This is a genomic window from Lacicoccus kunmingensis DSM 17847 (genome assembly GCF_059568765.1).
This window is the reverse complement of sequence record NZ_JCANUC010000015.1, coordinates 1-25,628: the sequence shown is the minus strand read 5'-3', so window position 1 is coordinate 25,628 and position 25,628 is coordinate 1. Positions and strand designations below refer to the sequence as shown.

General features: G+C 42.0%; 33 protein-coding genes. 25 read left to right on the top strand and 8 right to left on the bottom strand.

Annotation, left to right across the window (positions count from 1 at the left end; translation table 11 throughout):
* The 8 genes from BO48_RS12775 (at position 1) to BO48_RS12740 (ending at position 5,931) form a co-directional block, all read left to right on the top strand.
* Entirely contained in the window at positions 1-624 is a 624-nt protein-coding gene (locus tag BO48_RS12775; RefSeq protein WP_496367877.1) for a GNAT family N-acetyltransferase, read from the top strand.
* Positions 625-643: 19 nt separating this feature from the next.
* The gene (locus BO48_RS12770) at positions 644-1,204 is read left to right on the top strand and encodes a group-specific protein (RefSeq protein WP_496367875.1); all 561 of its coding nucleotides are present in this window, start codon (positions 644-646) and stop codon (positions 1,202-1,204) included.
* Positions 1,205-1,236: 32 nt separating this feature from the next.
* Positions 1,237-1,602 (top strand): PH domain-containing protein, encoded by a 366-nt coding sequence (locus tag BO48_RS12765; RefSeq protein ID WP_496367873.1) that lies wholly within the window; start codon positions 1,237-1,239, stop codon positions 1,600-1,602.
* A gap of 36 nt (positions 1,603-1,638) precedes the next feature.
* Positions 1,639-2,028, top strand: coding sequence for a hypothetical protein (locus BO48_RS12760; protein ID WP_496367871.1), 390 nt, complete (start codon positions 1,639-1,641; stop codon positions 2,026-2,028).
* Positions 2,029-2,571: 543 nt separating this feature from the next.
* Entirely contained in the window at positions 2,572-3,264 is a 693-nt protein-coding gene (locus tag BO48_RS12755) for a response regulator transcription factor (RefSeq protein WP_496367869.1), read from the top strand.
* Positions 3,265-3,344: 80 nt separating this feature from the next.
* Positions 3,345-4,268 carry an ABC transporter ATP-binding protein gene (locus BO48_RS12750; protein WP_496367867.1) on the top strand — a complete coding sequence of 308 codons (924 nt, stop codon included), beginning with the start codon at positions 3,345-3,347 and terminating at the stop codon, positions 4,266-4,268.
* Complete coding sequence (locus tag BO48_RS12745; RefSeq protein WP_496367865.1) at positions 4,261-5,010, top strand: ABC transporter permease; 750 nt, start codon at positions 4,261-4,263, stop codon at positions 5,008-5,010. The genes BO48_RS12750 and BO48_RS12745 overlap by 8 nt, the downstream gene beginning before the upstream one ends.
* 18 nt (positions 5,011-5,028) lie before the next feature.
* Entirely contained in the window at positions 5,029-5,931 is a 903-nt protein-coding gene (locus tag BO48_RS12740; protein ID WP_496367863.1) for a sensor histidine kinase, read from the top strand.
* Between the two features lie 55 nt (positions 5,932-5,986).
* Here BO48_RS12740 and BO48_RS12735 read toward each other — a convergent pair whose 3' ends face one another.
* Both BO48_RS12735 and BO48_RS12730 read right to left on the bottom strand, forming a co-directional pair.
* Positions 5,987-6,631 (bottom strand): DsbA family oxidoreductase, encoded by a 645-nt coding sequence (locus BO48_RS12735; RefSeq protein WP_496367861.1) that lies wholly within the window; start codon positions 6,629-6,631, stop codon positions 5,987-5,989.
* A complete protein-coding gene (locus BO48_RS12730; protein WP_496367859.1) occupies positions 6,628-6,801 on the bottom strand; it encodes a hypothetical protein in 174 nt (57 codons plus the stop codon). The genes BO48_RS12735 and BO48_RS12730 overlap by 4 nt, the downstream gene beginning before the upstream one ends.
* A 95-nt stretch (positions 6,802-6,896) precedes the next feature.
* On the opposite strand from BO48_RS12730, the gene BO48_RS12725 reads away from it, so the two are divergent.
* From BO48_RS12725 to BO48_RS12715, 3 genes are all read left to right on the top strand, one after another.
* Positions 6,897-7,463, top strand: coding sequence for a GNAT family N-acetyltransferase (locus BO48_RS12725; RefSeq protein WP_496367857.1), 567 nt, complete (start codon positions 6,897-6,899; stop codon positions 7,461-7,463).
* An 11-nt stretch (positions 7,464-7,474) separates the two neighbouring features.
* Entirely contained in the window at positions 7,475-8,002 is a 528-nt protein-coding gene (locus BO48_RS12720; RefSeq protein ID WP_496367855.1) for a DinB family protein, read from the top strand.
* A 70-nt stretch (positions 8,003-8,072) separates the two neighbouring features.
* Complete coding sequence (locus BO48_RS12715) at positions 8,073-9,644, top strand: glutathione ABC transporter substrate-binding protein (RefSeq protein WP_496367853.1); 1,572 nt, start codon at positions 8,073-8,075, stop codon at positions 9,642-9,644.
* 47 nt (positions 9,645-9,691) lie between these two features.
* Here BO48_RS12715 and BO48_RS12710 read toward each other — a convergent pair whose 3' ends face one another.
* The 4 genes from BO48_RS12710 to BO48_RS12695 all read right to left on the bottom strand — a co-directional run bounded on the left by BO48_RS12710 (position 9,692) and on the right by BO48_RS12695 (position 13,235).
* The gene (locus tag BO48_RS12710; RefSeq protein WP_496367851.1) at positions 9,692-10,801 is read right to left on the bottom strand and encodes a M24 family metallopeptidase; all 1,110 of its coding nucleotides are present in this window, start codon (positions 10,799-10,801) and stop codon (positions 9,692-9,694) included.
* 162 nt (positions 10,802-10,963) lie between these two features.
* The gene (locus BO48_RS12705) at positions 10,964-11,536 is read right to left on the bottom strand and encodes a hypothetical protein (RefSeq protein ID WP_496367849.1); all 573 of its coding nucleotides are present in this window, start codon (positions 11,534-11,536) and stop codon (positions 10,964-10,966) included.
* A gap of 20 nt (positions 11,537-11,556) precedes the next feature.
* The gene (locus BO48_RS12700; RefSeq protein WP_496367847.1) at positions 11,557-12,996 is read right to left on the bottom strand and encodes a sodium:solute symporter family protein; all 1,440 of its coding nucleotides are present in this window, start codon (positions 12,994-12,996) and stop codon (positions 11,557-11,559) included.
* Between the two features lie 29 nt (positions 12,997-13,025).
* Complete coding sequence (locus tag BO48_RS12695) at positions 13,026-13,235, bottom strand: hypothetical protein (protein WP_496367845.1); 210 nt, start codon at positions 13,233-13,235, stop codon at positions 13,026-13,028.
* Positions 13,236-13,532: 297 nt separating this feature from the next.
* Between BO48_RS12695 and BO48_RS12690 the strand changes: the two genes are divergently transcribed.
* The 5 genes from BO48_RS12690 (at position 13,533) to BO48_RS12670 (ending at position 18,391) form a co-directional block, all read left to right on the top strand.
* On the top strand, positions 13,533-14,699 hold the full coding sequence (locus BO48_RS12690) for a hypothetical protein (protein ID WP_496367843.1): 1,167 nt from the start codon (positions 13,533-13,535) through the stop codon (positions 14,697-14,699).
* A gap of 1 nt (position 14,700) precedes the next feature.
* Positions 14,701-15,786 (top strand): 5,10-methylene-tetrahydrofolate dehydrogenase, encoded by a 1,086-nt coding sequence (locus BO48_RS12685; RefSeq protein WP_496367842.1) that lies wholly within the window; start codon positions 14,701-14,703, stop codon positions 15,784-15,786.
* Positions 15,787-15,900: 114 nt separating this feature from the next.
* Positions 15,901-16,314: a GlcG/HbpS family heme-binding protein gene (locus BO48_RS12680; protein WP_496367840.1), complete on the top strand. Its 414-nt coding sequence runs from the start codon at positions 15,901-15,903 to the stop codon at positions 16,312-16,314.
* 82 nt (positions 16,315-16,396) lie between these two features.
* Positions 16,397-16,855: a GNAT family N-acetyltransferase gene (locus BO48_RS12675; protein ID WP_496367838.1), complete on the top strand. Its 459-nt coding sequence runs from the start codon at positions 16,397-16,399 to the stop codon at positions 16,853-16,855.
* 114 nt (positions 16,856-16,969) lie between these two features.
* The gene (locus BO48_RS12670) at positions 16,970-18,391 is read left to right on the top strand and encodes a plasmid pRiA4b ORF-3 family protein (protein WP_496367836.1); all 1,422 of its coding nucleotides are present in this window, start codon (positions 16,970-16,972) and stop codon (positions 18,389-18,391) included.
* 29 nt (positions 18,392-18,420) lie between these two features.
* On the opposite strand, the gene BO48_RS12665 is transcribed toward BO48_RS12670, so the two are convergent.
* Positions 18,421-18,834: a hypothetical protein gene (locus BO48_RS12665; RefSeq protein WP_496367834.1), complete on the bottom strand. Its 414-nt coding sequence runs from the start codon at positions 18,832-18,834 to the stop codon at positions 18,421-18,423.
* An 87-nt stretch (positions 18,835-18,921) separates the two neighbouring features.
* Positions 18,922-19,263 (bottom strand): Abi family protein, encoded by a 342-nt coding sequence (locus BO48_RS12660; protein ID WP_496367832.1) that lies wholly within the window; start codon positions 19,261-19,263, stop codon positions 18,922-18,924.
* 65 nt (positions 19,264-19,328) lie between these two features.
* On the opposite strand from BO48_RS12660, the gene istA reads away from it, so the two are divergent.
* The 9 genes from istA to BO48_RS12615 form a co-directional block, all read left to right on the top strand.
* Positions 19,329-20,135: an IS21 family transposase gene (istA, locus tag BO48_RS12655; protein ID WP_496367830.1), complete on the top strand. Its 807-nt coding sequence runs from the start codon at positions 19,329-19,331 to the stop codon at positions 20,133-20,135.
* Entirely contained in the window at positions 20,110-20,172 is a 63-nt protein-coding gene (locus BO48_RS12650; RefSeq protein WP_496367951.1) for a hypothetical protein, read from the top strand. The genes istA and BO48_RS12650 overlap by 26 nt, the downstream gene beginning before the upstream one ends.
* Before the next feature lie 188 nt (positions 20,173-20,360).
* The gene (locus BO48_RS12645) at positions 20,361-20,636 is read left to right on the top strand and encodes a metal-sensitive transcriptional regulator (RefSeq protein ID WP_496367949.1); all 276 of its coding nucleotides are present in this window, start codon (positions 20,361-20,363) and stop codon (positions 20,634-20,636) included.
* Between the two features lie 117 nt (positions 20,637-20,753).
* The gene (locus BO48_RS12640; protein ID WP_496367828.1) at positions 20,754-21,854 is read left to right on the top strand and encodes a DsrE/DsrF/DrsH-like family protein; all 1,101 of its coding nucleotides are present in this window, start codon (positions 20,754-20,756) and stop codon (positions 21,852-21,854) included.
* 71 nt (positions 21,855-21,925) lie between these two features.
* Positions 21,926-23,287, top strand: coding sequence for an MBL fold metallo-hydrolase (locus tag BO48_RS12635; protein ID WP_496367826.1), 1,362 nt, complete (start codon positions 21,926-21,928; stop codon positions 23,285-23,287).
* Positions 23,287-24,066 (top strand): sulfite exporter TauE/SafE family protein, encoded by a 780-nt coding sequence (locus BO48_RS12630; RefSeq protein WP_496367824.1) that lies wholly within the window; start codon positions 23,287-23,289, stop codon positions 24,064-24,066. Before BO48_RS12635 ends, BO48_RS12630 begins: the two co-directional genes overlap by 1 nt.
* A gap of 274 nt (positions 24,067-24,340) precedes the next feature.
* Positions 24,341-24,943, top strand: a complete 603-nt coding sequence (locus tag BO48_RS12625; RefSeq protein WP_496367822.1) for a DMT family transporter — start codon at positions 24,341-24,343, stop codon at positions 24,941-24,943.
* Positions 24,904-25,212, top strand: a complete 309-nt coding sequence (locus BO48_RS12620; RefSeq protein WP_496367820.1) for an EamA family transporter — start codon at positions 24,904-24,906, stop codon at positions 25,210-25,212. The genes BO48_RS12625 and BO48_RS12620 overlap by 40 nt, the downstream gene beginning before the upstream one ends.
* Before the next feature lie 149 nt (positions 25,213-25,361).
* The coding region (locus BO48_RS12615) for a transposase (RefSeq protein ID WP_496367818.1) at positions 25,362-25,628 on the top strand (267 nt) is incomplete at its 3' end.

The window sequence follows — 25,628 nt, the reverse complement described above, 5'->3', positions numbered from 1 at the left end:
ATGAGTTCAGTACAAATCGTCCCTCTGGAAAATAAACATCTTGATGAGGCAGCACGCGTCATTGCGAAAAGTTTTCAAACTGAAGAGTTTGCTGTAAATACTTTTGATTTCAGCGATCCGAAAACGGAAGCGTTGTTTGCCGAAGTATTGAAAATAGAACTGGAAGTATTTAAAAAGCATAATGAAAAAATAGACATTGTGTTACATGAAGGCAATGTCGCAGGGGTGGCCACTGTGAAGATCAGTGGTGACAGACATGGCTTTTCACACTTCAAACAAACATTGAAAAGGCTCAGGAAAGTCGTCCCCGTAGCAAAGCGGGTCAAGTATAAAAAGCTTCTCAGATTATATAAAGCGATGCAGCAGCCTAAAAGTATACCTAAAGATGCGATCACACTGGAAATGCTTGCGGTGAGCCCGGATTATCAGGGCAAGGGCATCGGAAAAACGGTATTGAATGCACTTGACGACTATTCTGAAGCAGTCAATCGTCCAATATATTTGTATACAGGCAATGCCGAAAACGTGAGTTACTATGAAAAAGTAGGCTTTAAAATGATGGATGCCATCCAAAAAAGAGATTTCACAGCTTTCCATATGTTAAAAGATTTCAGGGAAAATTAATGCAAATGGGGGAAAAGTTATGAACTTCGTTTATCACATGGTACCTAAAAATATGACGGGAAACTACCTTATTCCTTTGAACAGAATGAAAAATATCGATGAGAATATGTATGCGAGATACAACAGCAAGTACGACGACCACCCGGAAAGAGCTTTCCTGATGGAAAGGGAGGTGCCGATGCTCGACTGTCTGTGGAATGATGTTGTTCATTTTTCCACTTTGCACCCGCACCATATATATAAAGAGCTTAAGAAGCTGAATTTAAACCTGAAAGAAAACTTGACCTTTTATAAAATACCTATTGAACACCTGAAAGATAATGAAAATGTACTGTATCACTATAAAAAGGAACATTACAGTGGTCCGGAAGCACCCATTGCACCGGAAAATATGGACTATTTGAATATCGAAGAATACAAAGAACTTGAGAAACTGCCTACAGACACCTTAAAATACTTTGTCGATGAGAGTGAAAAAGATGAACGGGTAGGAATGTTTCATTATGTGCCACATGTGTTAAGTAAAGGGAAAGTGCAAATTGATAATGTGGAGATTATCAAGTGGAATGATAAGGCATAACTTTAAATAAACTTAAAGAGGAGAATGTACCCATGGCGAATGCAAATATCCCGGAATATACATTAGTCAGTGAATGTGATTTGCCTAAAGAAGTAGAGGAGATCATGCTTGAAGGTGAGACATTCATCAAGGCATATAAAACCTTCAGAGACAGCGTTACATTTACAAATAAAAGAATTGTCTTTAGGGATTCTCAAGGTTTTTCAGGTAAGAAAGTAGAGGTGTATTCACTGCCATATAACATGATTAATATGTGGTCCAGCGAAAATGCGAAAGGTTTGTTTGATGTTAATGCTGAACTCGAATTATGGACAAGAGCCGGGCATTTCAAACTCAACTTATCAAAAGGTGTAGATATTCGGGAGCTTGATCGCTTAGTGGCGAGCGTAGTACTGTAATAATTACCTGGGAAATATCATAAAGAAGGAGATAACATGGGACTATTTAATTTGAGACAATTTTTCCAATCGGATCAGCCGGTTGAAGATAAAGAAGAACAGCCTTACACAAGGCTGACCATCTCTCAGGGTCATAATGACTATCCTACGATTGATGATGTATTACACGCACTTGAACTGCTGAATGAGGGTCAGACGGATTTTGTTTCTCTCGCACACTTTAATTACGGTCTGGAGATAGATGTCGTCCAGGCAATCGGATCAATGGATCAATTTGTAGTTGAGGCATTGGCGTCCAAAACTTCATCAGAATATGGAAAGATTTTTTATAAGGACCATCTGGATCGTTATTCACTTGAGTATTATTTCCAGGATTTCTTTGAATCACAAAGAGTTGCAGGAGTGGAAAACTTCGAACAAAGATAAATATGAAATGAGGCTGAAAAATTCAGCCTCATTTTTTTCTGATTTCCTTGATGATATTGTCGGTTGCTTCAATATCTTTTGCAGGGGCAGGTTTTCTATACATACTTTGTCGGTTTTGCCGACATCAGGAATTGGAAAGGAAGTGATTATAATATCGTATGGAGAGTTCTCGATACTATCAAAATTGATGTTCAATTCCTCATTGACTGTAAGCGTCAGCTGGTTGGTGAATTCATAACAGAGGAAGTCTTTGAACAAATGTGCATGAAGGTGATCCGTATTGCTTATGATCAGTGCACTAATTTTTTCTTTTTGGTTTTCGAGCTTCAGAAAAAGACCTTGCAGTGGGAGGGGGTGTCAAAGTGTTTTACTCTCTGGGAGTGTTTCTGACGGATTCATTGTCTGCAGACGCCTAGTGTGATTTAATTTTTCCCTCCTCTCAACAAGTGCCTGGAAAATTTCAGTGAAATATAATACCGTTTAAACAAAGAAAGATATCCTGTTTTTCTATATACTTGAGGAAAAAGAAAGGGGCAGGTAAAAATGACGGATCAACCGCGTGTATTGGTTGTTGAAGATGATGAAGACATCAACCAGCTGCTCAGTAATATATTGGAATCGAGCGGTTACATCTGGCAGCCTGCATACTCCGGAACAGAAGCGATGCTTCATCTGGATCAGAGTGAATGGGACCTGGTGCTTCTTGATCTGATGCTGCCGGGACTGACGGGAGAAGAGTTGATGACGGAGATACGTGAAAAATATCAGATGCCGGTCATCATCATTTCAGCTAAGCTGGAAACAGAATCCAAAGTGAAAATGCTCAGGGCGGGAGCGGATGATTATATTACCAAACCATTTGATATTGATGAGGTATCTGCACGAATTGATAATTGTTTGCTGAGGCACCAGTCATCGGTACAGCCTTCCGTGGCTGAAATGATCACATTTAAAGATTTAGAATTGGATGTTGATGCGTTCAGGCTGCTTGTGGATGGCAGGGAAGTGAAACTGACTTCCACCGAGTTTAAGATGCTTCATACGTTGATGGCTTCTCCGAAAAAAGTGTTCAGCAAAGCGAACTTATTTGAAAGTGTGTGGGAGGACCAATACTACGGGGATGATAATACAATCAATGTCCATTTGAGCAAGCTGCGTTACAAACTCAACCGGATGGGTGCCGGTGATGAATATATAGAAACAGTGTGGGGCATGGGTTATAAAATGAAAACTTAAGACTTTTTTAAGAATTGGATTAAGACTTATTTATGATTTGCTTCGTATGATGAATGCATATCATAAAGGAGTGATGAAGAATGGCTGAATATATTTTGGAAACACGTGCCTTGTCTAAACAGTATAAAGATAAACGCGTGCTGGATAATATTGATATGTCTATAAAGAAAGGCAGTATATATGGTTTTATCGGCCAGAATGGTGCAGGTAAATCAACACTGATCCGTCTGATTACCGGACTTGCTTTCCCGACTGAAGGAGAATTCAGACTGTTCGGCAGCTCGGATAAAAAGGAATTTATCGATGCAAAATCCAGAATTGGTGTCATGATTGAAGCCCCGGCTTTATATATGAATATGACGGCAAGAGAAAATCTTGAAGTCCACCGGCTGTTAAAAGGGGTGCCTGGGAAACAATCGATTGAAAAGACTCTGGAACTGGTTGACCTGCTTGATGTTGACAAAAAGAAAGTCAAAAACTTTTCTTTAGGTATGAAGCAGAGACTGGGAATTGCGATTGCCCTGCTTGGGAATCCTGAGTTTTTAATACTGGACGAACCGATAAACGGTCTGGACCCGATGGGCGTCGTTGCAGTCAGAAAACTATTAAAGAAACTGAATGAGGATTACGATATCACGATACTGATTTCGAGCCATATTTTAAGTGAACTCCATCTGTTGGCAACAGAATACGGCATTATCCATCAGGGAAAATTGGTGGAACAGCTGACCGCAAAAGAACTCGATGAAAAATCTCAGAAGCATATTCACATCAAAGTGGACGATGCATCAAAAGCCTCGACTGTACTGCAGGATGTGCTTGGGACCAATAATTTTGAAGTGAAGGAAGATTACAGCATCCGACTGATGGATTATGTAGACGAACCGAAGAAAGTTTCGAAAGCTTTGACAGAAAACGGCCTGTTGATCGAGGCGTTCATGCCAATGGGTGAAAACCTGGAGTCATACTTCAGCCAGCTGATCGGAAGTGCCGTCAATGAATAATCTGATCAGAAGTGAATTCAGTAAATTAAATAAAGACCGTTCAGTCAGATTTATTGTCATTATGCTGCTCGTTATTTCAGTGGTGGCACCTTTATTCTTTGGCGATGTCAGCAGTTTTGAAGGCAACGAATTTTACCGGACGTTTATTTTACTGGGGAACTATCAAATTGTCATTTATCTGCCGTTGATACTTGCAGGGTTCTTTATAGCCAATGAGTATCAGACCGGGACGATGAAAATATTTGCAGCTTCAGGAAATAGCAGAATGAATATATATTTATCAAAATTGATAGTATATGGCTTTGGATCGATTGTAATCATGACAATCTTACCGGTTGTCATGATATTCTCCAGCTGTATCATTCATGGGTTTTCAATGTTTCCGTATATAGAATTTTTCCTGAAGACTTTAGCGCTGAACGGCTTATATACCGCAGCTTTTTCAGCCTTTGCCATGATTGCTGCGACTCTGCTGAATGAAAGCGGGAAAGTCATTGGTGTCCTGCTGCTATTTTTCGCACTGGCAGATCAGATACTTGGAGTGATCGGCGGGGTCATTCCGTGGCTGAATCCTTTTATCCAAAACTCTATTTTTGTGAAATATGATGAATTGCCGTTTATCGATCAGCTGAATCAGTTCGGCAGCGGTGAAATCGTGAGCTTCATCGTTTATCCATTGGGTTCAATTATAGTTTTAAGTGTGATTGGTGTCATGATTTTCAGCAGAAAAGAAATAAAGTAAGGAAGGGCGGGAACGAAAATGGTTTATATTTTCATACTGCTGGGCATTATATTAGTCATCGTTTCGTACCGTCTTTTTTTCTTAAAAAAAGAGATCAGCAGAACGACAAAAATCCTGTCATCAATCAACAGGAATGAAACGGACAGGAAAGTGAAGCTTCATTTATATGATGGAGAGCTGGAAAGGCTGACCGAAGAAATTAATATTCATATAGACATGAGAAAAGACAGCGTTGCACTGAAGCGGCAATCTGAAAATATGATGAAACGGTCCATTTCCTATATTTCTCATGATCTGCGGACACCTCTCACGTCGATCAACGGTTATATTCAATTATTGGAATCGAAGAACCTGAGTGCTGAACAAAAAGAAGAGTATCTGCAAATAATAAAGAACAGCTCAATGCGTCTGAATATATTGCTCGAAGATTTTTATGAACTGTCGCTTATCGATCAGAATGACTATCCGGTCGTCAAAGAGCAGGTGGACATCAAAGAAACTATTCTGGAAGTGCTGTTCAGTTTCTATAATGAATTTGAACAAAAAGGGATGGCGCCTGACATCGATATGCCGGAAAATCCTGTTTACCTTGATGCCGATCCATCAATTCTCAGACGTGTCGTTGAGAATCTTATCATCAATACAATCAGACACTCTGCCGGGAATATAAATATCCGTCTTGCAGAAGAGACGGCAGGTATCGAGTTCACAATTGAAAATCCTGCACGTGAATTGAATGAAGTAGACGTGATTCATATGTTCGATCCTTTTTATAAAGCCAATCAGACGAGAAAAGGCGAAGGGACCGGCCTTGGACTGCCAATCACTAAAAGTTTAATGGAGAAGATGGGCGGGACTATCGGTGCAGAGGCAGAGGAAAACAATTTGAGAATTATTTGCCGATGGATGGAAGGGCCATAAAAAATGTCATGCCGCTGAAATAAGCGGCATGACATTTTTATTTTAAAAGAGATTTTTATGCATTTTGTTCTTCTTCCCAGATCTGGTTCAGTGCCTGCTGGAAAAGCTCAACCGGCTGTGCACCTGAGATGGAGTATTTATCATTGACGAGGAAGAACGGCACGCCCTGCACACCGAGCTGCTGTGCCTGACTGATGTCCTGCTGGACTTTGTCAGTGTTCAGTCCATTTTCAACGACGCCGCGGACTTCTTCGCCGTTCAATCCGATTTCTTCAGAGATGCGTACAATCGTATCTGTGTCACTCAACACTTCGCCGTCTGTAAAGTGTGCGGCGTAGAAACGTTTGAAGAATTCGGTGCCTTTGCCGTTTTCCTTAGCATATTGGAATGCGCGGTGGCCGCTGAAAGTATTTGCGATTTTAGCGATATCATGATTCATCGTGACGCCGGAATCCTCAGCCGTCTCTGCCTGCTGCTTAAGCTGTTCTTTCGCTTTTTCAACCGGTACGCCGAATTTGTCTGCGAAAAATTCATAATAGCTGACACCTGGCTGATATTCCGCATCCGGCATCAGCAGGTAGCTTTTATATTCAATTTCAACGTCATCTTTATGCTCAAAACCTTCAAGTGCTGTATCTAAATGGGCCTGCCCGATAAAACAGAATGGGCATACAAAATCTGACCAAATTGTTATTTTCATTTTTTATCCTCTTTCTTTTCATCGACTGGTCCGCAAATACCCGTGTCGGCATCACACATCATGCCTTCCGAGCTGTCCAGACTGAAAGATTTCAGCTCTATCACTTCACTCTGAGTATCATTGGATTCATTGTTATTTCCTGAAACAGCTTCATCTTGTTTCTTATTCATAGATTTACCCCTTCCGTTAAATACAAGGTTACTAATAGTAATAATTGTAACATTTGAAATTCACAGCGACGATTAAACTGCTTGAGTAAGGGTATTTGAATGCTGAATTGAAAATAGAAAATGTCTGTGCAAAGGAGAAAGAGATGGAAGTCAGAGGGATTAATGTAACTGAATTCAATGAAGTGGAATTATTACTCAGGGACAGCTTTACGGAAACTGAGCACGGCTATCAGGGTGAAGCGGAGCTGGTCAAGAAAATAAGGGCAGAGAAGACTTATAATCCGGAGCTTGAGCTGGTTGCTGTGGAAGAATACCAGGTAATCGGTCACACTCTGCTCAGTGAAGTGGCAGTCGGTGAAACAGAAAATAACACAGGACTTGCACTCGCCCCGATTGCTGTCAGACCGGGTCTGCAAAATAAAGGGATTGGCACCACTCTGATCAGAGAAGCTGAAGTGAGGGCAAAAAATCTTGGGTACTACTATATCAGCATTTTGGGATCCCCGGAATATTACGGGAAATTCGGGTACCAGCCGGCCAGTGCATTCGGTATCACAGCACCGTTTGAAGTGCCGGATGAAGCTTTTTTGGTAAAGGCGCTTGAATTGGATGCGCTTGAAAATGTAAGCGGGGTACTCAGATATACTAAAGCTTTTGGATAGAGGGTGATGGTATGAATGAAGAAATCAGACAGGCATTTGATGAGCTTGAAGCGTTAAGGAATGAGTATTTTAAAACGGATGAATTCAACGGTGCCATATACAGAAGGGTACAGGATGATAAATGGAGTATCGGCGAAGTCGTTTATCACTGCTACTTATTGGTGAAGCTGACAAGACAGCTATCAGAAGTTTATTTGCCCGTGAGCAGGTTGTTTATGAAAGTCAGCAGATTTAAAGCCGGAGAATATAATGGCGGGATGGAGAATATATATGCCGGACCGACGATGAAAGCGCCGAAATTTTTGGAGCCGGATATGGAGAAGGAATATTCCAAAGGTGAACTCAGGTTGATGCTGGAAGAAGAGACCGGAAAATTGGAAAATCTGGTGAAGGATTTAAGTGATGATGAAGCGTATACCATCAGATATCCGGACCCGGTGCCCGATTACCCAAACGTTGTACAGACCGTGAAATTACTGATGATTCATGAAAAACACCATTATAATGTGCTGATGGCACGTGAAAAAATGAATAAGTAGACGAAAGCCTCTTTAATCCTAGTCGATTACTAGGTATAATTGATTTAATCAACGATCAGGAGGCTGTCAAATGAAGAGATATTTAGCATTGATTTTATCTTTGGTTTTCGTTCTCGGTGCTTGTACCGACGACACCGGAGTGGAAGAGAAGACCGAGGAAGAGACAACAGAAACAGTTGGTCAGGAGGAGAGCGGCGGAGAAATTAATATGAGTCAGCTGGCAACACCGAATTCATTAGATCCCCACGCTGCGAATGACCAGCCGTCCAACCATGTGAATGTAAACATTTATGAAAGACTGGTGGAATTTACACCTGATCTGGAATTGGAACCGGGACTCACAGAGAGTTATGAACAGATTGAAGATACGATTTGGGAATTCAACATAAGAGAAAATGTTCAATTTCATGATGGTGAAGCATTGAATGCAGAGGCTGTAAAAGCTAATCTGGATAGAGTGACGGATGAAGACGTCGGTTCACCGGTTGCATTTTTATTTGAATTGATAGAAGAAGTTGAAGTGATTGATGAATATACTGTACATATAAAAACTGAAAGTCCGTTTGCAGCGCTGCCATCACATCTGGCGCATCCCGCAGGTGGAATGATCAGCCCGGCTGTCATCGAGGAGGATTATGCACAGGATGAGCCGCTTACGGCAGTGCATCAAAACCCGGTCGGCACAGGACCATACCAGTTTGACGAAATTTCAGAAGGTGACTATGTCACGTTAGTTAAAAATGAAGATTACTGGGGTGAAGCGGCACAATCAGATACATTCACATTTAATGCCGTACCTGAAGACTCGACTCGTATTGCCGAGTTGCAGACGGGACACGCTGATCTGATATTTCCATTGGACCCTAATGATTTTGAACAGATAAATACAGGTGAAGGTACGACAGTCAATGAAACTGAGAGTGTCCGTATGGAATATGTCGGCTTTAATACGGAACAGGAACCTTTTGATGACCCGGTAGTCCGTCAGGCGATCGCACAGGCGATTGATAAAGAAGATATCATCGATATCATGCTGGAAGGAAAAGCGGTGGCAGCAGATACTTTATTGAGTCCGGCAGTGTTTGGACACAGCGAAGATATAGAGGGCATCGAATATGATGTGGAAGAATCCAAAACACTTTTGGAAGAGAATGGTTATGAGGACGGTTTCTCAGCTGAAATCACAGTTCAGGACAGAACAGCTGCAGATATTGCGACATATATTCAGGAGCAGTTACAGGAACTGAATATAGAACTTGAAATTTATCAAATTGACCCAGGTGCCTATACTGACTATGTCGGTTCCGGAAATCATGATATGTTCATCGGCGGCTGGGGGACAGTGACGATGGATGCAGATTATGGCCTATATCCATTGTTCCATTCTTCGAGTGTGGGAGATTCAGGAAACAGATCACGTTATGTGAATGAAGAGGTGGATACGCTGCTGGAAGATGCAAGAACAGAGATAGATGAAGAACAGCGACTTGAGTTGTATGAAGAAGCGCAGGAAATCATTTTGGAAGAAGCGCCGATTATACCGATTTATCATCCTTATCTGCTCACAGGAATGAGTGATGAGATTGAAGGGTACGCGCAGCATCCTGCCAGCTTCCACTTTTTGAGTGAGGTCACTAAATAATAATAAGCAACCCCGGGACTGAAATTCTCAGCCCCGGGGTTGAATTTTTATAAAGAGATTTCCCTTAAATCCCTCGGGAAGCTTGTCAGTACTTCAGCATCTCCGTCTTCATTAATATAAACTTCTTCTTCGATTCTGACACCGCCGTAACCCGGAATGTAAATACCGGGCTCGATAGTGAAGACCATGCCTTTTTGTGCAACATCATCGTTCAGGTGATGGATTGATGGCGCTTCGTGAACCTCGATACCAAGCCCATGGCCGACTCTGTTGTTGAAATATTCACCGTAGCCGCTTTCCTGTATGACACTTCTGGCAGCGATATCGAATTCTTTTAACGGGACGCCTGCTTTGACTGCATCGACACCCGCCTGAGTGGAGCGTTTAACAATATCATAAATTTCTTTCTGCTTATCATCTGCTTCCCCGATGATAAATGTACGGGTGATGTCGGAACAGTACTTGTCATAAGTGATGACACCGAAATCAATCAGTAGAAAGTCTCCATTCTTTAACTCTCTGTCACCGGGCTTCCCGTGAGGCAGTGCCGCTTTTTCACCGGCAAGCACCATTGTTGAAAATGAGGGACCGGCTGCACCGTGTATCTTCATTAAATACTCAAATTCCGCAACAAGTTCTGCTTCAGTCATCCCTTTTTTGATTGTTTTCAGGCCGTCTTCAAGTACCTTTTCAATGATATTGACTGCTTTTTTCAAACCGTCGACTTCTGCCCTGGACTTATATATTCTGAGTGCATCGATACCTGTCTGAATATCCAGGAAGTCTGGATCACGGAATATGGTCTTCAGCCCATTTTGATGTGCCACAGTCATCACGTTCATTTCAATACCCACACTTTTAATGTCTTTCGGTAAATTCAATGACAGAATTTCAAAAGGGATTTCCTCGTCGGAAATAGGAAGGATATGGTTGACCTGTGCTGTTTTTGCAGCATCCTTATCCAGTGCCGGAACGAATAAATAACTCTCTTTCTTTTCGATATCCAAAACCAGTGACATATACCTTTCATGAGGATCGGCGTAAAAGCCTGTGAAGTAAAATATATTGATGGGATCGGTGATTACAAGCAAATCCAACGGCTTGCCTTCATAAGATGATGTCAGTTTTTCTACTCTCAAACTATAATCGATTGTCATGGTACTCCTCCTTATTATCTCTTACTGTCCATAGTACATGAAATAATCATGGCTCATAAAGATTTTTTGACAAGTTGGTCATATCATTAAAAGGAGCTCCCGGAAAACCACCCGTATTCCAGGAACTCTCAATTCATATATTCAACTTAAATATTAATGATATTATTTTAATATGTCTTTTTGTTCAGCCCATCTTTCACTCATGAATTGTTCAGATTCACCGGTATTAGCGTTTATATAAAGAGTTTCTTCTCCGTCATTGTTCCGGATTACCATCTTATAGATGGGTAGGTGAACCAGTGAGGTCTCTATTACTTCATGTGTGGGTTTCTTTAGTACGTACTGGCGGTTAATCTGTTTCTCCTGGACATCTTTCACATAGGGTGTGACATCCTCATCCTTAAGAAAAGGTTTCACGACTTGATTGCTGCTTGCATTTACTTCTCTCAGCGGCGGCACATGTGAAAAGATGCCTCTGTAACCGGAGACGGCGTCGACAAAAATCATTCTGGGTATTTTCTTTGGTTTAAGTGGCGGCCTTGCTGCAATGATCAAACTTTTTACCAGCCAAACAGGATGGTATATCAGTGTTTTTTCTATAAGGTTTTCTTTTATATAGGAACGATTGATGTTGTTGCTGAATCTTCGTCTGAACCCCATGGCTTTATAAACTGCTTTATACAGTTTTTCATCGGAAATATTATGTTCTCCTATAGCTTTAATGCTCTCTGTCATTGTTTATCCCTTTTCTTCAATTATTTATCCAGGTGAGAATGATATAGATCCACTCTGGCTTGCTGAGATTCAGAAGGCGGTACGGTCAACAGGCTGACAACAATAACTAAAATGAGTGAGACCGGTGCTGCGATAATCGGCTCTGCATTGGTCGGTAAAAATTGCAGATAGGCAAGCAGGCCGAAAAGCAGACCGCCGCCAAGCATCCCTGTAAAGGCGCCGATTTTATTAGCACGTTTCCACCAGATTCCAAGGACGAAAGGAAATGCGAATGCGGATAATAAAAAACCTCCGACCCAGCCGACCATTACTGCAATGATTCCCGGTGGGTTAATGGCGATAATGATACCAATAATCACAGCAACAAACATGGTAATTAAGCCGATAAGTGTGACGCGGCGTTCACTTGCGTCCTTATTAATGTGCTGTTTATATATGTCATGTGCAACACCTGCTGAAATTGCGAGCAGCATCGCATCGGCAGACGACATGACAGCAGCAAGGAGACCTGCTAATATGACGCCTCCTAAAATAGGCGGCAGATATTCCTGAACCACATTGACGAATATCATATCGGTATTCTCAAGAGAGCCTACCGTGCCGAGTGTCACCCCTGCTACTGTAATGAAGAAACCGGCTAAAAATAAAATGATGTATATGAGTGTGCCCCACATTGAAGAACGGCGGGAGGTTCTGGCATCGCGTGAAGCAAAGTTACGCATCACTACTGAAGGTGAGATTATAGCGAACCAGATGAATGCAATGAAAATACCGAAATAAGACATCCAGGGTTGAGTGACATCCCCAAATTCCGGGTCAACTGACAACGCCCTGTCAAGCATGTTTCCGATAGAGCCGAAGTCAGCAAAAATAACGGCTGCAAGCACGACTGTACCTATTAACATAATCAGGCCTTGAAAAAGGTCGGTATAAGTAATCGCCCACATACCGCCGAGGGCTGCATAAACAGTAAAGCCGACTCCAAGTACAATAGTAGCTGTAGCATAATCAATGCCTAAAACATACGAACCTATTAACCCAGCAGCTGTTAATTGTGGAACCATGTAAAATGTCATTGCAAATACTACAAAAATTGCTGCCAGAATTTGTACCGGGGTACCAAATCTCTGGTGGAAAAAATCCGGCATACTTTTCGCACCGGACCGGCGTACCTGACCAGAAATTAAAAACATTGCGAGTGGCAGGGCTGCGAGCACCCCGAATGCATAAGTGAAATAATAAGGAAGTCCAAGCGTTACACCGGAACCGACAGCGCCCATCAATGAACTGGAGCTTGCTATTGCGGCAAAAATGGCAAAAGCGCCGACAAATGTGTTAATGCTCTGACCTGCAGTAAAATAATCACTTTCACTTTTTCTTGCTCTTCGATAAAAATATATACCTATGATTGTCATGAAAATTAAATAGATTAATAAAATAATCCCTTCAGTTACCTGCATCGTACATACTCCCTCCTTTATCAGTCTCTTTAGTTCTTTTCAATTCGTTCAATCCAAATAACGTATATGAGTGTCAGTGCAAACCATATAAACAGACCAAAAAACATCAACCAGGCAACCAATGAGATTCCAGCGATAAAAATATCAGTCGGCCACCATGCCCATACAAACGCAGAGTAAATAATGATGAATACCGTCATAATCAGACCGGGATCCTTGAACTTTGATCTTTGAGCCATCGCAAACTCTCCTCTCCAGATTAATCAGAATACACAGTTAGTTTGAATATATTATATAGTATATAAATACAGCTTTCAAACCATTTTTCACGAATGAAAAATAGCACTTGTAAGTGCTTTCTGTCCGGTTATCAACCTTTACATGCGGGTATCAATATAATGATGCTAAAGAATTTTTATATTTGATATGACAGATATATTGAGGTCTGAATCCATTTAATATATGATTTCAGCATATAATATTATCTCTTACGTACGAAAAATCCAAATACAGAAAGAACAGCAAGGAGGGAAATAATGAAAGAAGTGGTCGTCGGAATAATTACAACGCCGGGTCTGCCAAAGAAATTGCTCGAAGATATTCTGGAAAGATTAAAGGAGACGGCCGGCAATTCAATTGATGACGAAATCGATTGGCAGATCGAGTACCGGACTGACATATTGACAGGCTCAGCAGAGTTCGTTAATGAAATTTTCAAAAAGGTGGAAACGATTAAAGATAATAACGATTGGGACATGGCGATCGCAATCAGTGACCTGCCCAGTATATCGGATAGAAAAGCCGTTCTTTCGGATTTTGACTATGGAGAAAAAAATTCCCTGATTTCAGTGCCCGCACTTGGTATCTTCGGAAATAAAAAGAAGCTCGAAATGCTTTTACTGCACCATATAGAAGTTTTATATGGAGAATACAGTCCTGAAGAAACAGAAAAGATACAGCCGAACTTAATAAGCAAGCTTGTCGAAGTGACGCCGCAGGAAGAAGGCGAGAGCAAGCACCGTCACATCATCAAATCTACTTTGGGCGGCTGGCTCAGAATTGTGGGCGGCATGACTTATCTTAACGAGCCATGGAAAGAATTCGGCAACTTTAAAACAATTGTTGCACTGGCATTCGCTACAGGTACTTATATTTCAATATTCCGTACCCCGTGGGAACTGAGTCTCGACTATTCCATGTGGCGTTTTATACTGCTGATGGTAATTGCGGTTTTCGGCATGGTGGGCTGGCTGATATATGCCCATGATCTGTGGGAAAGGCGTACCACAAAAAACCAGCCGGCATACAGGCGGCTATATAATTTCTCGACAATTCTCACTCTGCTTAGCCTGACACTTGTGAATTATCTTGTCGTCAGTCTGCTGCTCACGATATCGATTCTGATCTTTGTGCCCATGGGACTGTTTGAAACATGGACAAATGTCGAAGCAAATGTGACATGGCCGGATTATTTGACTTTGATATGGTTTACTTCTTCTCTCGGCGTTTTGGCCGGCGCCTTTGGGTCAACAGTCGAGGAGGAAGAGAAAATCCGCAATATAACTTACTCATACCGTCAGTTGTTCAGATACAGACAGCTTGAAGAAGAGAAAGATGATGATAAAGACACGCCTGAAGATGAAAAAGATGAAGAGTATTCAGGTGAGAAGCAGAGCCATGATGATGAAGAGGAGGGTAAATGATATGGTGAAAAAATATGTAGGTATCGTTGCCGCTCCAGGCGCGCCGGATCTCCTCGCCAGACAGATCACAAAAAATCTGCCGGAAGTGTTAAATGAACGGGTGGACCCGGATATTGAGTGGGAAGTCGGTATATTTGTCGACCCCCTGACAGGCTATGCAGAATTGATGAAAGAACTTTATGAGAAGACAGATGAGTATTACGGTGAATACGACTGGGATTATACGATATTTATTACCGACCTGCCGGTCCACCGTGATGATAATATCATTGCAATCGATATAAACAATGGTACCGATGTTGGTCTGATTTCTCTCCCGGCATTCGGATGGCCGCCAATTAAAAAGAGTACGCTCAATACAATCGTCTCCATCATCAAAAATGTGAGGGCAGAGGAAGACAAAGAGGAGCTGACCGGTGACTTCAACAGTTATTTGAAAACCAGCAAGGTACATTATACTGAGAGCTATTTTGAGGAAACCGAATCGGAGCATGCAGTGTATTATATGAAGGATAATTGGCGTGGACGTCTTCGCCTGATCAGTGGCATGTCATGGGCAAATAACCCGTTCAATATGATGCGAAGTCTGAGTCGTGTCATAGCACTGGCTTTCGCCACAGGGAGCTTCAGTATGATATTTTCAACGATGTGGAACTTGAGTAACGTGTTTCCGACACTTAGGCTGGTCGCCGTATCACTTCTTGCAGTCATTGCGATGACAATCTGGATAATTATCTCTCATAATTTATGGGAGCCGGTGAAAGGCAGGAAGCATCGTGAGGTTCTGAAGCTTTATAACGGTGCAACGCTTTTGACACTTTTCATCTCCGTGATGTTTTATTTTGCAGTGCTGTTCCTGATGTTCCTGACCGGTGCACTGGTACTGCTGCCGCCGGATTATGTTCTCAGCAATATTGAGGCAGACCATATCAATTTCCTCTTTTACATTCAGGTAGCATGGTTTGCGACATCGCTGTCAACAGTAGTCGGTGCAATCGGAGCAGGTGTCCAGGATAAGAGCCTGATCAGAGAGAGCACATACGGCTACCGTCAGCGCTACCGTGAACAGCACCGAAAGCCGAGTTGATGACAGGCGTAATTCTGTTACACGAATAGTCAGTATGATACGATGAAGAGAACATCATGACTGGGCATATTCACATGACACTGGCATTTCCGAATATATTTAGGAGGTATTATAGTGAGTGAAATGAACCTGGAATTAGCAAAGAAATTGATTGACAGCGCGGAGAAAGAAGCGGCAAATATTGACGTTCAAATGGTAATCTCAATTGTCGATGCAGGTGGAAACCTGATTGCGACACACCGTATGGATGATGCATGGATCGCAAGCCTTGATGTTGCACAGAATAAGGCGTGGACTTCTGTTGCATTGAAGATGCCGACAGCGGACCTTGCAGAAGCAACAGTGCCGAACGGTGAACTGTACGGATTGAATACGACGAACGACGGCCGTATTGTAGTATTCGGCGGCGGTTATCCGCTTGAGAAAGACGGCAAAGTTGTCGGGGCAGTAGGTGTCAGCGGCGGTGCAGTCGATCAGGATATGCAGGTCGCACAGGCAGCTGTAAAAGCATTTGATGAGAGTAAGTAATTTAAAATAGAAATAGACAAACTTTAGCTGTCGCTATAACATTTATAGCGACAGCTTTTTTTATTCTAAAAGGGGAATTTTTATGATTGAATTGAAAGAGATAACAGAAGACAATTTTTATGAAGTCATTCAATTAAAAGTGAGTGATGCACAGGAAAAGTCGAAATACGCCGCTCCGAATGTCAGGTCGATTGCAGAATGCTGGCTGTACCGCAAAAATGAAGATGTCTTTCCATACGCAGTGTACAGTGGTGATGATCTCATCGGCTTCCTGCTCCTTGATCTGGACGAAGAAGAAAGAGAATACATGATCTGGCGGATGATGGTGGATGTACATCATCAGGGAAACGGCTACGGCAGACAAATTGTGGAGAAGGTCATTGAAATGGGACGGAACGATAAAAACTATGACGTACTGATTGCCGATTATGTTGAAGGGAATGTACAGATGAAGTACTTGTTGGAGTCACTCGGTTTTAAAAGAACGGGTTTTGATGAAGAGTATAATGAAGTGTTGATGAGGTTGAACATCAATGGTTAAATAACAGCTTATAAAAGGTATAATAGGGTAATTAATAGTGGAGTTTAAAACGGATATTGAAATAAGATAATAACTTAATGGAATAAAATTAATAACTAAAATGAGGATGATGATATGGAACCTTTACAGTTCTACCAGAAATATTTGTCGAATAACGATTTAATCCGTGCAAATATAGGTCTTGAAGGAATGGAGACAATTGATGATCTTGCAGAATTGGCTGAAGTCTTAACTTTCAGAAGTACGGATGATTACTTTTTGGAAATCATTGCAGAAGAAATGACAGACAGAGAAGTCAATCTGATCAAGCGTTTAAACAGAACAACCACTTTGACTCAGTATTATACAGTGGATTATAAACCTGAGAAGTATCCGATATTGACAGGCTTCGTATTATTGATAGAAGACAAAGATGTTAAAGGTGTCATCCACCAGTCTGTTGTTGAAGGACTGATGAAGTTTATTTTTGATGAGAAAGAGCTGGAACCTCAATCTGACTCTAAATATTTAAACAAACTTTCTAAACAGGAAAGGGAACTTATACTCGGGGTTGTTGGAGATACAACTCTGAAAAATGAGCTGGAAATGTATCCGGCCGGCGGAATACGTACGATTGTCGGTAATTTGAATTTTGCAGTGAATTATGAGATGGGCCAGACGGAAGAAGAAGTCATCCACGGCGTTCTTACAGACCCGGAGGATATGAACAGGGGGCTCGTCAATTTACCGTATGAAGCGGTAGTCTCTTTGCAACATGCCGTAGAAAATAATGATCGTTATTTTAAAGTGAATAACCAAAATGAAGCATTGTTTCATTTTGCCGTTGCAGGCAACTTTAGTAATCATGGCTATATTTTCCCTGAGGTATTCAAAACTCTAAAAAAGATTAGTCTGAAACGGTTGGCGGCAATTGCGAGAAGTGGCGTGAGTCTCATTGAATACAATGCCATGCGTGTAAAAGTGACATTGAAAGATGTACATGTGCCTATCGAACGTGAATTGATAATCCCGGCAAGGCTGAATTTCTTTGAACTGCATTTAGTGATTCAAAGAACGATGGGCTGGTGGACATCGCATCTGGCACAATTCAATGTGGGGGATAAATATATTCATATGTATGGAACTTATGAAGATAATACAGAATTTGCACCGCCAGGAACTATACATTTGAATGGAATTGAAACGATGGTTGATGGTATTTTACTTGAACATGGTGAACTGACGTATCTTTATGATTACGGAGACAATTGGAAACATGAAGTTGAACTTGTGGAGTTACTAAAAGAACCTTCTCCTGTATATCCGTCAGTAGGTAAGCGGAAAGGACCGATTCCAATAGAAGATTCAGGCGGTATCCGAGGTTTTGAAGAAACTATGGCGATACTGAATGATGAAAACCACCCTGAACATGAGGAAACCACTTGGTGGGCACGTTCTACAAATTATAAAAAAACGTATCAAAAAAAGCAGATCAATAAGAAGCTGAAGGAATTGTTTTCAGAAGCTGCACCGATTATGAATGAAGATATGTACTAAGGAATTATTAATAAAGATGACAAAAAGTTCTATTCTGAAAAAATCCTATTTAGACTTTTCAACTTCTCAATATGGGATTGATTTAAAGCAATTAATTTAAGTAGGTTTACATTATTTTCATCCTCCATAGATAAATAAATACTCTCTAATTCATTGATAAAACTCAACCTTATCGATTCATTTTTTGTGAAAAGCAGGATAGATATTGATAATGCAAAAAGCTCATTTTTACCTATATTATTTTTATAATCGTTTACTTCTAAAAATTCTACCCCAATTAAATTATTAAAATGGGTACGTGACACAATAGCTTCATCATCTGTTGTACGGAAGGAATAGAATCTTTGTCCGTGAGCAATTACGTTTCTAAACTCCCTTAACAAATTCATGATATTGACACTGAGTAAATTAAATTTGTCTTGGTTCTTTGAATGGGCACTCATATTGGAGGTAGTCAACAACTTTTGCTTAGGATTGAGAATACTAAACCATTTAATTGTTATACCAAAATTATGAGGAAGAATGATAATCTACGGAGGAACATGATTATGATTATTTTTGTAGTGTTTGATAGAATCATGCTTTTTCCAGTCTAAAGATTTACTAATATCATTTAATATACCTGCTCTATTTCTTTTATGAGAATCATAATGTTTCGTATCAAGATATGTACCAGATCGCTCGCACTGTAATCTTTTATTTCTTGGATTTTCTTTTTTTAACTTTGGTTCGTTTACTCCATAGAACTTTGCAACTGTTGTAGTAAGGTTAGTTTTGAGGGTTTGTTCTATTAATAATATGTATTTAAAGAATAAATATCGTAGCTTGTTATCATATGTAAATGGCAGTATTAAAATGTAGGAAATCGGCAATTTAAAATTGTTGGTTTACCTACATTTTTTGTATGCTTTTCTTATGACATCTAAGGAGGATATTCATGAGGAAAGACGTACGTGAAGGAGTCAGAAAATTTATGATTGATGGCATCAAGCCCAACTTTGCCGCATTAGCCCGGCAGTATGGTTGTGACTATCGCACGGTGAAAGCAGCTTATGCGTCAGAAAGCCAAAACACAGAGGAGAAAAGAATGAGTAGACCGAGTAAATTGGATGAATTTAAACCGATCATCCATGACAAACTGGAGATTCAATGCAGCGCGTATAGTATATTTAAATTCTTACAAAAGAAAGGATATGACGGGAGTTACAGTCTGGTGAAACAGTACTGTCGAAAAGAGAAAGGAACCCGTCAGAAACAGGCCACCGTGCGAGTGACCCACACCCCCGGTTTAGCGGGACAAGTGGACTGGAAAGAAGACATGACCTTAATCAGCCGACACGGCGAGATTTTTCGTTTTAACATATTTTTATATGTGCTGTCTTTTTCCAGAAAGAAATATATCACATTGACCTTTGACCGGAACCAGGATACGTTGTTTGAGTGTTTGGATGATGCCTTTCACCACACCGGTGGCGTCCCCAGAGAGATTTGGTTTGATAATATGCGCACCGTCGTGGACCAGCCCGGAACTCAATATAATAAGGTAATATTTAATCAGCGATTTTATGCGTTTAGTAAAGATACCGCCTTCCAACCGATTGCTTACCGGCCGTATCGACCCCAAACCAAAGGGATTGTCGAAGCCCTGGCACGAACGATGGACCGGCTTAAGGTAAATATTCAAAAGTCCGGAAACAGCTGCAGCGATTCTGGATCGAATGGTCCACCATGTAAAGATTTATAAAATCAAAGGTAAATCATACCGGATGAAACAAACTTAGGGGTTCATCCACAAATTGTATTGCCGAAAACCAACATTTTTAGATTGCCATAAACCTACAATTTTAAGTTGCCCTTGACAGAAGAGAAATGTCTCACACTTATATCCCCTATTGGGTATTTGAAAAATTCAATTTTAATACCTATAATATGAACATATCAAAAAAAGAAGGTGATGTTATTGGATACACTGGAAGAACAGACAGTTTACGATAAAGCAATAATTAACCGCATCCATCGCCTACAAGGACAGATCAACGGTGCCCTGAAGATGATTGAAGAAGGCAAAAGTTGCAAAGATGTCGTCACCCAATTAAGTGCAGCAAAGAGCGCACTCAACCGGACGATGAATGTTATCGTCAGCGAAAACCTTGTACAGTGCGTCAAAGAGACCATGAATAACCCGGACGAGGATACGGATGAACTGGTCAAAGAAGCAGTTGAATTGCTTAATAAGAGCAGATGATGAGATCATCTGTTTTTATTTAAACCTAATTTATACCCGGGTGGGTATTTGACAGATTATAATGAGAGTGTTAATATACCCCTGCAGGTATTTAAAACAGGAGGATGATTCAATACTATGAGTAAAACGCAAACAAACTATCACATCAATGATGCAGACCAGCTGGTCAAAGAAAACGAATATCTGCTTGATGTCAGAGAGCCCTTTGAATATGAAATGGGCCACATTGGCGAGGCAGACAATATATCCGTAAATGAAATTGAAACACGTCTTGAAGCACTGCCCAAAGAGAGAAGAATCCACGTATACTGTCAACGCGGAAAGCGCGGAGCAAATGCTGTGGAAATTTTGAAGCGCAACGGCTTCGATGCAGTAAATCTTGAAGAAGGCTACTCTGCCTATACTGGTAATAACGATAATGCAGATGAAATGTCGAGTGAGACTTCAGCTGTACAGAATCCACGCATTGAAATCGATCCAAATCGGGTAAAGGTCGAAGCGAGTGGGCTGCAATGTCCAGGTCCTCTCCTTAAGGTCAATGAAGTGATGGGAGAACTTGAGCCGGGACAGCAGATGGAAATCACGGTTACAGACTTCGGCTTCTGTACAGATGTCGAAGCATGGGCACGCAAGACTGGAAATACCATTCTGAAAAATGAAAAATCAGAAGATAAGGTTGTAGTAGTGATGCAGAAGAATGCACCACAGACCAAGGCTGACGGCGAAGGCCATCAGATGGTCGAAACAAAAGATGGTGCAACAATGGTCGTATTCAGTGGAGATATGGATAAGGCACTGGCTTCATTCATCATCGCTACCGGCGCAAAAAGCATGGGCAAAGATGTCACTATGTTCTTCACTTTCTGGGGACTCAATGTCATCAAGGACCCGAATGCACCGAAAAAGAATAAATCCGGTCTGGATAAGGCGTTCAGCATGATGATGCCAAAATCTGCCTCCAAACTTCCGATTTCCAACATGAACATGTTCGGCCTGGGATCCAAAATGATCCAATATGTAATGAAAAAGAAAAAAGTAGACGCGCTTACTGAAATGATTGAAAAGGCAGATAAACTCGGCATTAAAATGGTCGCCTGCACAATGAGCATGGATATCATGGCCATTGACGAAGATGAGCTTCTCCCTAGCGTCAATTTCGGCGGCGTAGGCACCTACCTCGGCGATGCGGAAAACGGCAACCTGAACCTGTTCATATAATTGGACAGGTTGTCCTAAACATCCGCCATTAATCAATTTAACACCAACAAAATTTCAAGGAGTGTATTTAAATGTTCTTTAAACAATTCTTCGATAAAAAACTTGCACAGACTTCTTATATGGTAGCTTGTCAGAAGACACAGGAAGCAATCATCATCGATCCAAAAAGAGTAATTGATGAGTATGAAGAAGTGGCTAAAGCAGAAGGTTTCAACATCACCCAAGTGACGGAAACGCATATCCACGCGGACTTCGCTTCCGGCCTTCGTGATGCTGCGAAACGCTTCAATGCGACAGCTTATGTCTCTGACGAAGGCGACGAAGACTGGAAATACGAAAACATGCCGGAAGATACCGTCTACCTCAAAGATGGCGACATTATCAATGTCGGCAATGTCGAGCTGAAAGTCATCCACACACCAGGCCATACCCCGGAAAGCATCTCTTTCGTGCTGACAGACCGTGGAGGCGGCAGTGATGAACCTATGGGCATATTCACCGGCGACTTCATCTTCGTTGGGGACATCGGCCGTCCAGACCTGCTTGAAGAAGCTGCAAAAATGGAAGGCACAACTGAAGAAGGTGCCAACGCAATGTTCAATTCCCTCAAGAAGATGAATGACTATCCTGACTTCATGCAAGTATGGCCAGGCCATGGCGCAGGCAGCGCATGCGGTAAATCTCTGGGTGCAGTGCCATTGTCCACTCTTGGATATGAGCGCAAAAGCAACTGGGTGTTTGAATATGAAGACAAAGACTCCTTCATCAAAGAACTGACAAGTGACCAGCCGGAGCCACCAAGCTACTTTGCACAAATGAAGAAGGTCAATAAAGAGGGCCTGCCTGAATTCAAGGTGAAGGAAGTCGAAGTCGGTACACCTGATACGCTTTCGGGTCAGCTGTTCGATCTCAGAAGCAAGGAAGAATTCAAAAAAGGCTTCAAAAAAGGTGCCATCAACATCCCATACAATGACAAATTCCTTCAGTTTGCAGGATGGTATTTGGATTATGATCAGCCGATGACAGTGATTGCAAACCCTGAATACAGCAAAACGCTTCAGGAAGACTTTGCATCCATCGGTTTCGACAACCTTAAGCTGATCGTCCCTGAAGATAAAGCAGACAAGTACTTCGATGATTCCTACGAAAATGTAACACCTGAAGAGCTGGTCGAGAACCATGAAGATAAGCATATCCTGGACGTCCGTTCCACTTCCGAGTATAAGGAAGGCAACCTTGATAATGCACATCATGTCCACTTTGGTCACCTCGATGAAAAAGAAGTGCCATTCAACACAGACGACACAATTTATGTCCACTGTCAATCCGGTGTACGTTCAGCCATCGCAATGAGTGCACTTAAAGCACGCGGCTTCGATAATGTCGTCAATATTGAAAAAGGCTATGCCGGAATTAAAGAAGCGATGAACTAATGGATATTACTTTTATAATCGTCATATTTCTGATCGGATTCATCGGTTCCTTCATCTCTGGGATGGTAGGAATCGGTGGCTCCATCATAAAGTATCCGATGCTGCTTTATATTCCACCCATGCTTGGAATCGCTGCATTCACCTCCCATGAAGTGGCAGGCATCAGTGCCGTACAGGTTTTCTTTGCAACGATTGCTGGTGTATGGGCATATAAGAGCAGTGGCTATTTGAACATGAGATTGATTGTCTATATGGGTGGAGCCATCCTCATCGGCAGTCTTCTCGGCGGATACGGATCAGAATTCCTCACCGAGACCCAGATAGACATCGTATATGCAGTACTTGCAACGATTGCTGTCGTCATGATGTTCATGCCTAAAAAGGAGATCCCTTTCACTCCCGGCGATGCACTCGATTTCAACGCGCCTCTGGCAGCCGCACTTGCTTTCATCACCGGGGCAGCCGCAGGCATCGTCGGTGCCGCCGGGGCATTCATTCTCGTACCGATCATGCTTGTCGTCCTTAAAATACCCACCCGGGTAACAATCGCCACCAGCCTTGCCGTCACCTTCATTTCGTCCATCGGCACCACCATCGGCAAAGTTGCCACAGACCAGGTGCTCTATGGTCCTACAGCCATCATGATCATAGCAAGCCTGATCGCCGCACCGCTTGGAGCAAAAGTGGGACAGAAAATGAATGTTAAAATACTCCAGTGGGTTCTTGCCCTGCTCATTCTGGGAACTTCCTTAAAAATATGGGGAGAAATCTTTTTCTAAATGTTTCCTGTATCAAAATAAGCAAGATAGCTTACCTCGATTCTTGTAACTCAAGAAAATATTTCAACGGGATGCTGAACTTTAAAGACCTTCACTCGATGTGGCGGTCTTTAAATGTTTTCAATGCATAAAGGTGTAAGGCCCATCTCCTGTGGGAATACTGGAGATAAAGCTGTAGAGTCGGGTACATTCGATGAATTTTCCAACGGCTTCAACGAATGGTCGGGGCTGAGTAAAGGACCTGTCTCGTCTCACACTGAATCCAGGGGGAGACATGAAATATACTGGCATCGTGCTCGTCATGCTGGCTGCCATGTTCTGGGGCATCAGCGGTGGCATCACGGATATACTGATGGACAAAGGGTGGGATCCCCTTATCATATCATTCTACCGCGGGGCCGTCGGGTTCCTATTCTTTTTCGTATGGTTCATCATCCATTTCAAACAGAACTTGGTCTCTTCATCACGCTTCCATCTCTGGTCGCTGCTGGGCGGCATCGGTGTGGCAGGAAATTTCACTTTCTACTTTCTGAGCATACAGGAATCGAGGGTGGCTGTTGCAGCGACTTTGATGTATACGGCGCCGATATTCGTTCTTCTGATTTCCTTCCTGTTCAGGATAGAGCAGTCGATCTGGTTCAAATGGGTCTGTGTATTCTCTGTAATTGTCGGCATCGTCCTGATTACCGGCGCCTATGATCCGGAATCCCTATCGACGGGCGTATACGGTGTAGTTGCAGGTCTCGCTGCCGGCCTGTCATATGCACTGTTCATTTTCGGCTTCAAAAATGCCCCGTCGCCATCGGCAGGCCGCAGACGGTGCTCTCTGTCGCCTTTTTGGCATTCTGTTTCATTCTTATATGGTTCATCGATCTGAATGAAGCCTTTAGTATATTGTCATCCGGGGGCCTATGGTGGTTCCTGCTGCTCGGAGCAGTGGGTACGGGGGTATCATTCATCATCTATGTCATTGGTGTCCGGCGGACCGCGCCCACAACTGCTTCAATGGTCGCGATGATTGAGCCAGTGATCGCCTCCCTCTTTGGGTTCATCATTCTGGGCGATGGTTTCGGCTTCATACAGGTACTCGGCATGACCATTATCCTTGTGACCATCACTGTGCTCAGTGTCAAACAAGAGGGGTAAACACTGGATCTAGGCAAATAAAGATGCCCTCTTCGTAATTCCGGCGAGACATCTTTGGTTGTTTAACTTGAAGTTAGACTAGAAATTGGACACAGTAAATGAAGACAAATAGTATATGGGAAGATATCAATTTACGGAGGGTGTCCATTATGTCAAGAGGCAGTAATTATGATAAACACGTCAAAGCAGAGGCAGTGAGTCTAGTAATTGATTCAGGGAAATCGATTGCTTCTGTATCCCGAGAACTGGATATTGCGAAAAGTACAGTGGGTAATTGGGTCAGAGACTATAAGGATGATGGGACTGAATCGTTTGTTGGCAGCGGTAATTTGAGTCAAGACAAACAGGCCGATAAAGATGTCCAGAAAAGACTGAGAGATCTTGAAGAAGAGAACAAGATATTAAAAAAGGCGATG

Bases quoted from the DNA above. Each gene is read 5' to 3' on its own strand.
- BO48_RS12775 (WP_496367877.1), top strand. From the start codon at position 1: ATGAGTTCAGTACAAATCGTCCCTCTGGAAAATAAACATCTTGATGAG.
- BO48_RS12770 (WP_496367875.1), top strand. From the start codon at position 644: ATGAACTTCGTTTATCACATGGTACCTAAAAATATGACGGGAAACTAC.
- BO48_RS12765 (WP_496367873.1), top strand. From the start codon at position 1,237: ATGGCGAATGCAAATATCCCGGAATATACATTAGTCAGTGAATGTGAT.
- BO48_RS12760 (WP_496367871.1), top strand. From the start codon at position 1,639: ATGGGACTATTTAATTTGAGACAATTTTTCCAATCGGATCAGCCGGTT.
- BO48_RS12755 (WP_496367869.1), top strand. From the start codon at position 2,572: ATGACGGATCAACCGCGTGTATTGGTTGTTGAAGATGATGAAGACATC.
- BO48_RS12750 (WP_496367867.1), top strand. From the start codon at position 3,345: ATGGCTGAATATATTTTGGAAACACGTGCCTTGTCTAAACAGTATAAA.
- BO48_RS12745 (WP_496367865.1), top strand. From the start codon at position 4,261: ATGAATAATCTGATCAGAAGTGAATTCAGTAAATTAAATAAAGACCGT.
- BO48_RS12740 (WP_496367863.1), top strand. From the start codon at position 5,029: ATGGTTTATATTTTCATACTGCTGGGCATTATATTAGTCATCGTTTCG.
- BO48_RS12735 (WP_496367861.1), bottom strand. From the start codon at position 6,631: ATGAAAATAACAATTTGGTCAGATTTTGTATGCCCATTCTGTTTTATC.
- BO48_RS12730 (WP_496367859.1), bottom strand. From the start codon at position 6,801: ATGAATAAGAAACAAGATGAAGCTGTTTCAGGAAATAACAATGAATCC.
- BO48_RS12720 (WP_496367855.1), top strand. From the start codon at position 7,475: ATGAATGAAGAAATCAGACAGGCATTTGATGAGCTTGAAGCGTTAAGG.
- BO48_RS12715 (WP_496367853.1), top strand. From the start codon at position 8,073: ATGAAGAGATATTTAGCATTGATTTTATCTTTGGTTTTCGTTCTCGGT.
- BO48_RS12710 (WP_496367851.1), bottom strand. From the start codon at position 10,801: ATGACAATCGATTATAGTTTGAGAGTAGAAAAACTGACATCATCTTAT.
- BO48_RS12705 (WP_496367849.1), bottom strand. From the start codon at position 11,536: ATGACAGAGAGCATTAAAGCTATAGGAGAACATAATATTTCCGATGAA.
- BO48_RS12700 (WP_496367847.1), bottom strand. From the start codon at position 12,996: ATGCAGGTAACTGAAGGGATTATTTTATTAATCTATTTAATTTTCATG.
- BO48_RS12695 (WP_496367845.1), bottom strand. From the start codon at position 13,235: ATGGCTCAAAGATCAAAGTTCAAGGATCCCGGTCTGATTATGACGGTA.
- BO48_RS12690 (WP_496367843.1), top strand. From the start codon at position 13,533: ATGAAAGAAGTGGTCGTCGGAATAATTACAACGCCGGGTCTGCCAAAG.
- BO48_RS12685 (WP_496367842.1), top strand. From the start codon at position 14,701: ATGGTGAAAAAATATGTAGGTATCGTTGCCGCTCCAGGCGCGCCGGAT.
- BO48_RS12675 (WP_496367838.1), top strand. From the start codon at position 16,397: ATGATTGAATTGAAAGAGATAACAGAAGACAATTTTTATGAAGTCATT.
- BO48_RS12670 (WP_496367836.1), top strand. From the start codon at position 16,970: ATGGAACCTTTACAGTTCTACCAGAAATATTTGTCGAATAACGATTTA.
- BO48_RS12665 (WP_496367834.1), bottom strand. From the start codon at position 18,834: ATGAGTGCCCATTCAAAGAACCAAGACAAATTTAATTTACTCAGTGTC.
- istA (WP_496367830.1), top strand. From the start codon at position 19,329: ATGAGGAAAGACGTACGTGAAGGAGTCAGAAAATTTATGATTGATGGC.
- BO48_RS12640 (WP_496367828.1), top strand. From the start codon at position 20,754: ATGAGTAAAACGCAAACAAACTATCACATCAATGATGCAGACCAGCTG.
- BO48_RS12635 (WP_496367826.1), top strand. From the start codon at position 21,926: ATGTTCTTTAAACAATTCTTCGATAAAAAACTTGCACAGACTTCTTAT.
- BO48_RS12630 (WP_496367824.1), top strand. From the start codon at position 23,287: ATGGATATTACTTTTATAATCGTCATATTTCTGATCGGATTCATCGGT.
- BO48_RS12625 (WP_496367822.1), top strand. From the start codon at position 24,341: ATGAAATATACTGGCATCGTGCTCGTCATGCTGGCTGCCATGTTCTGG.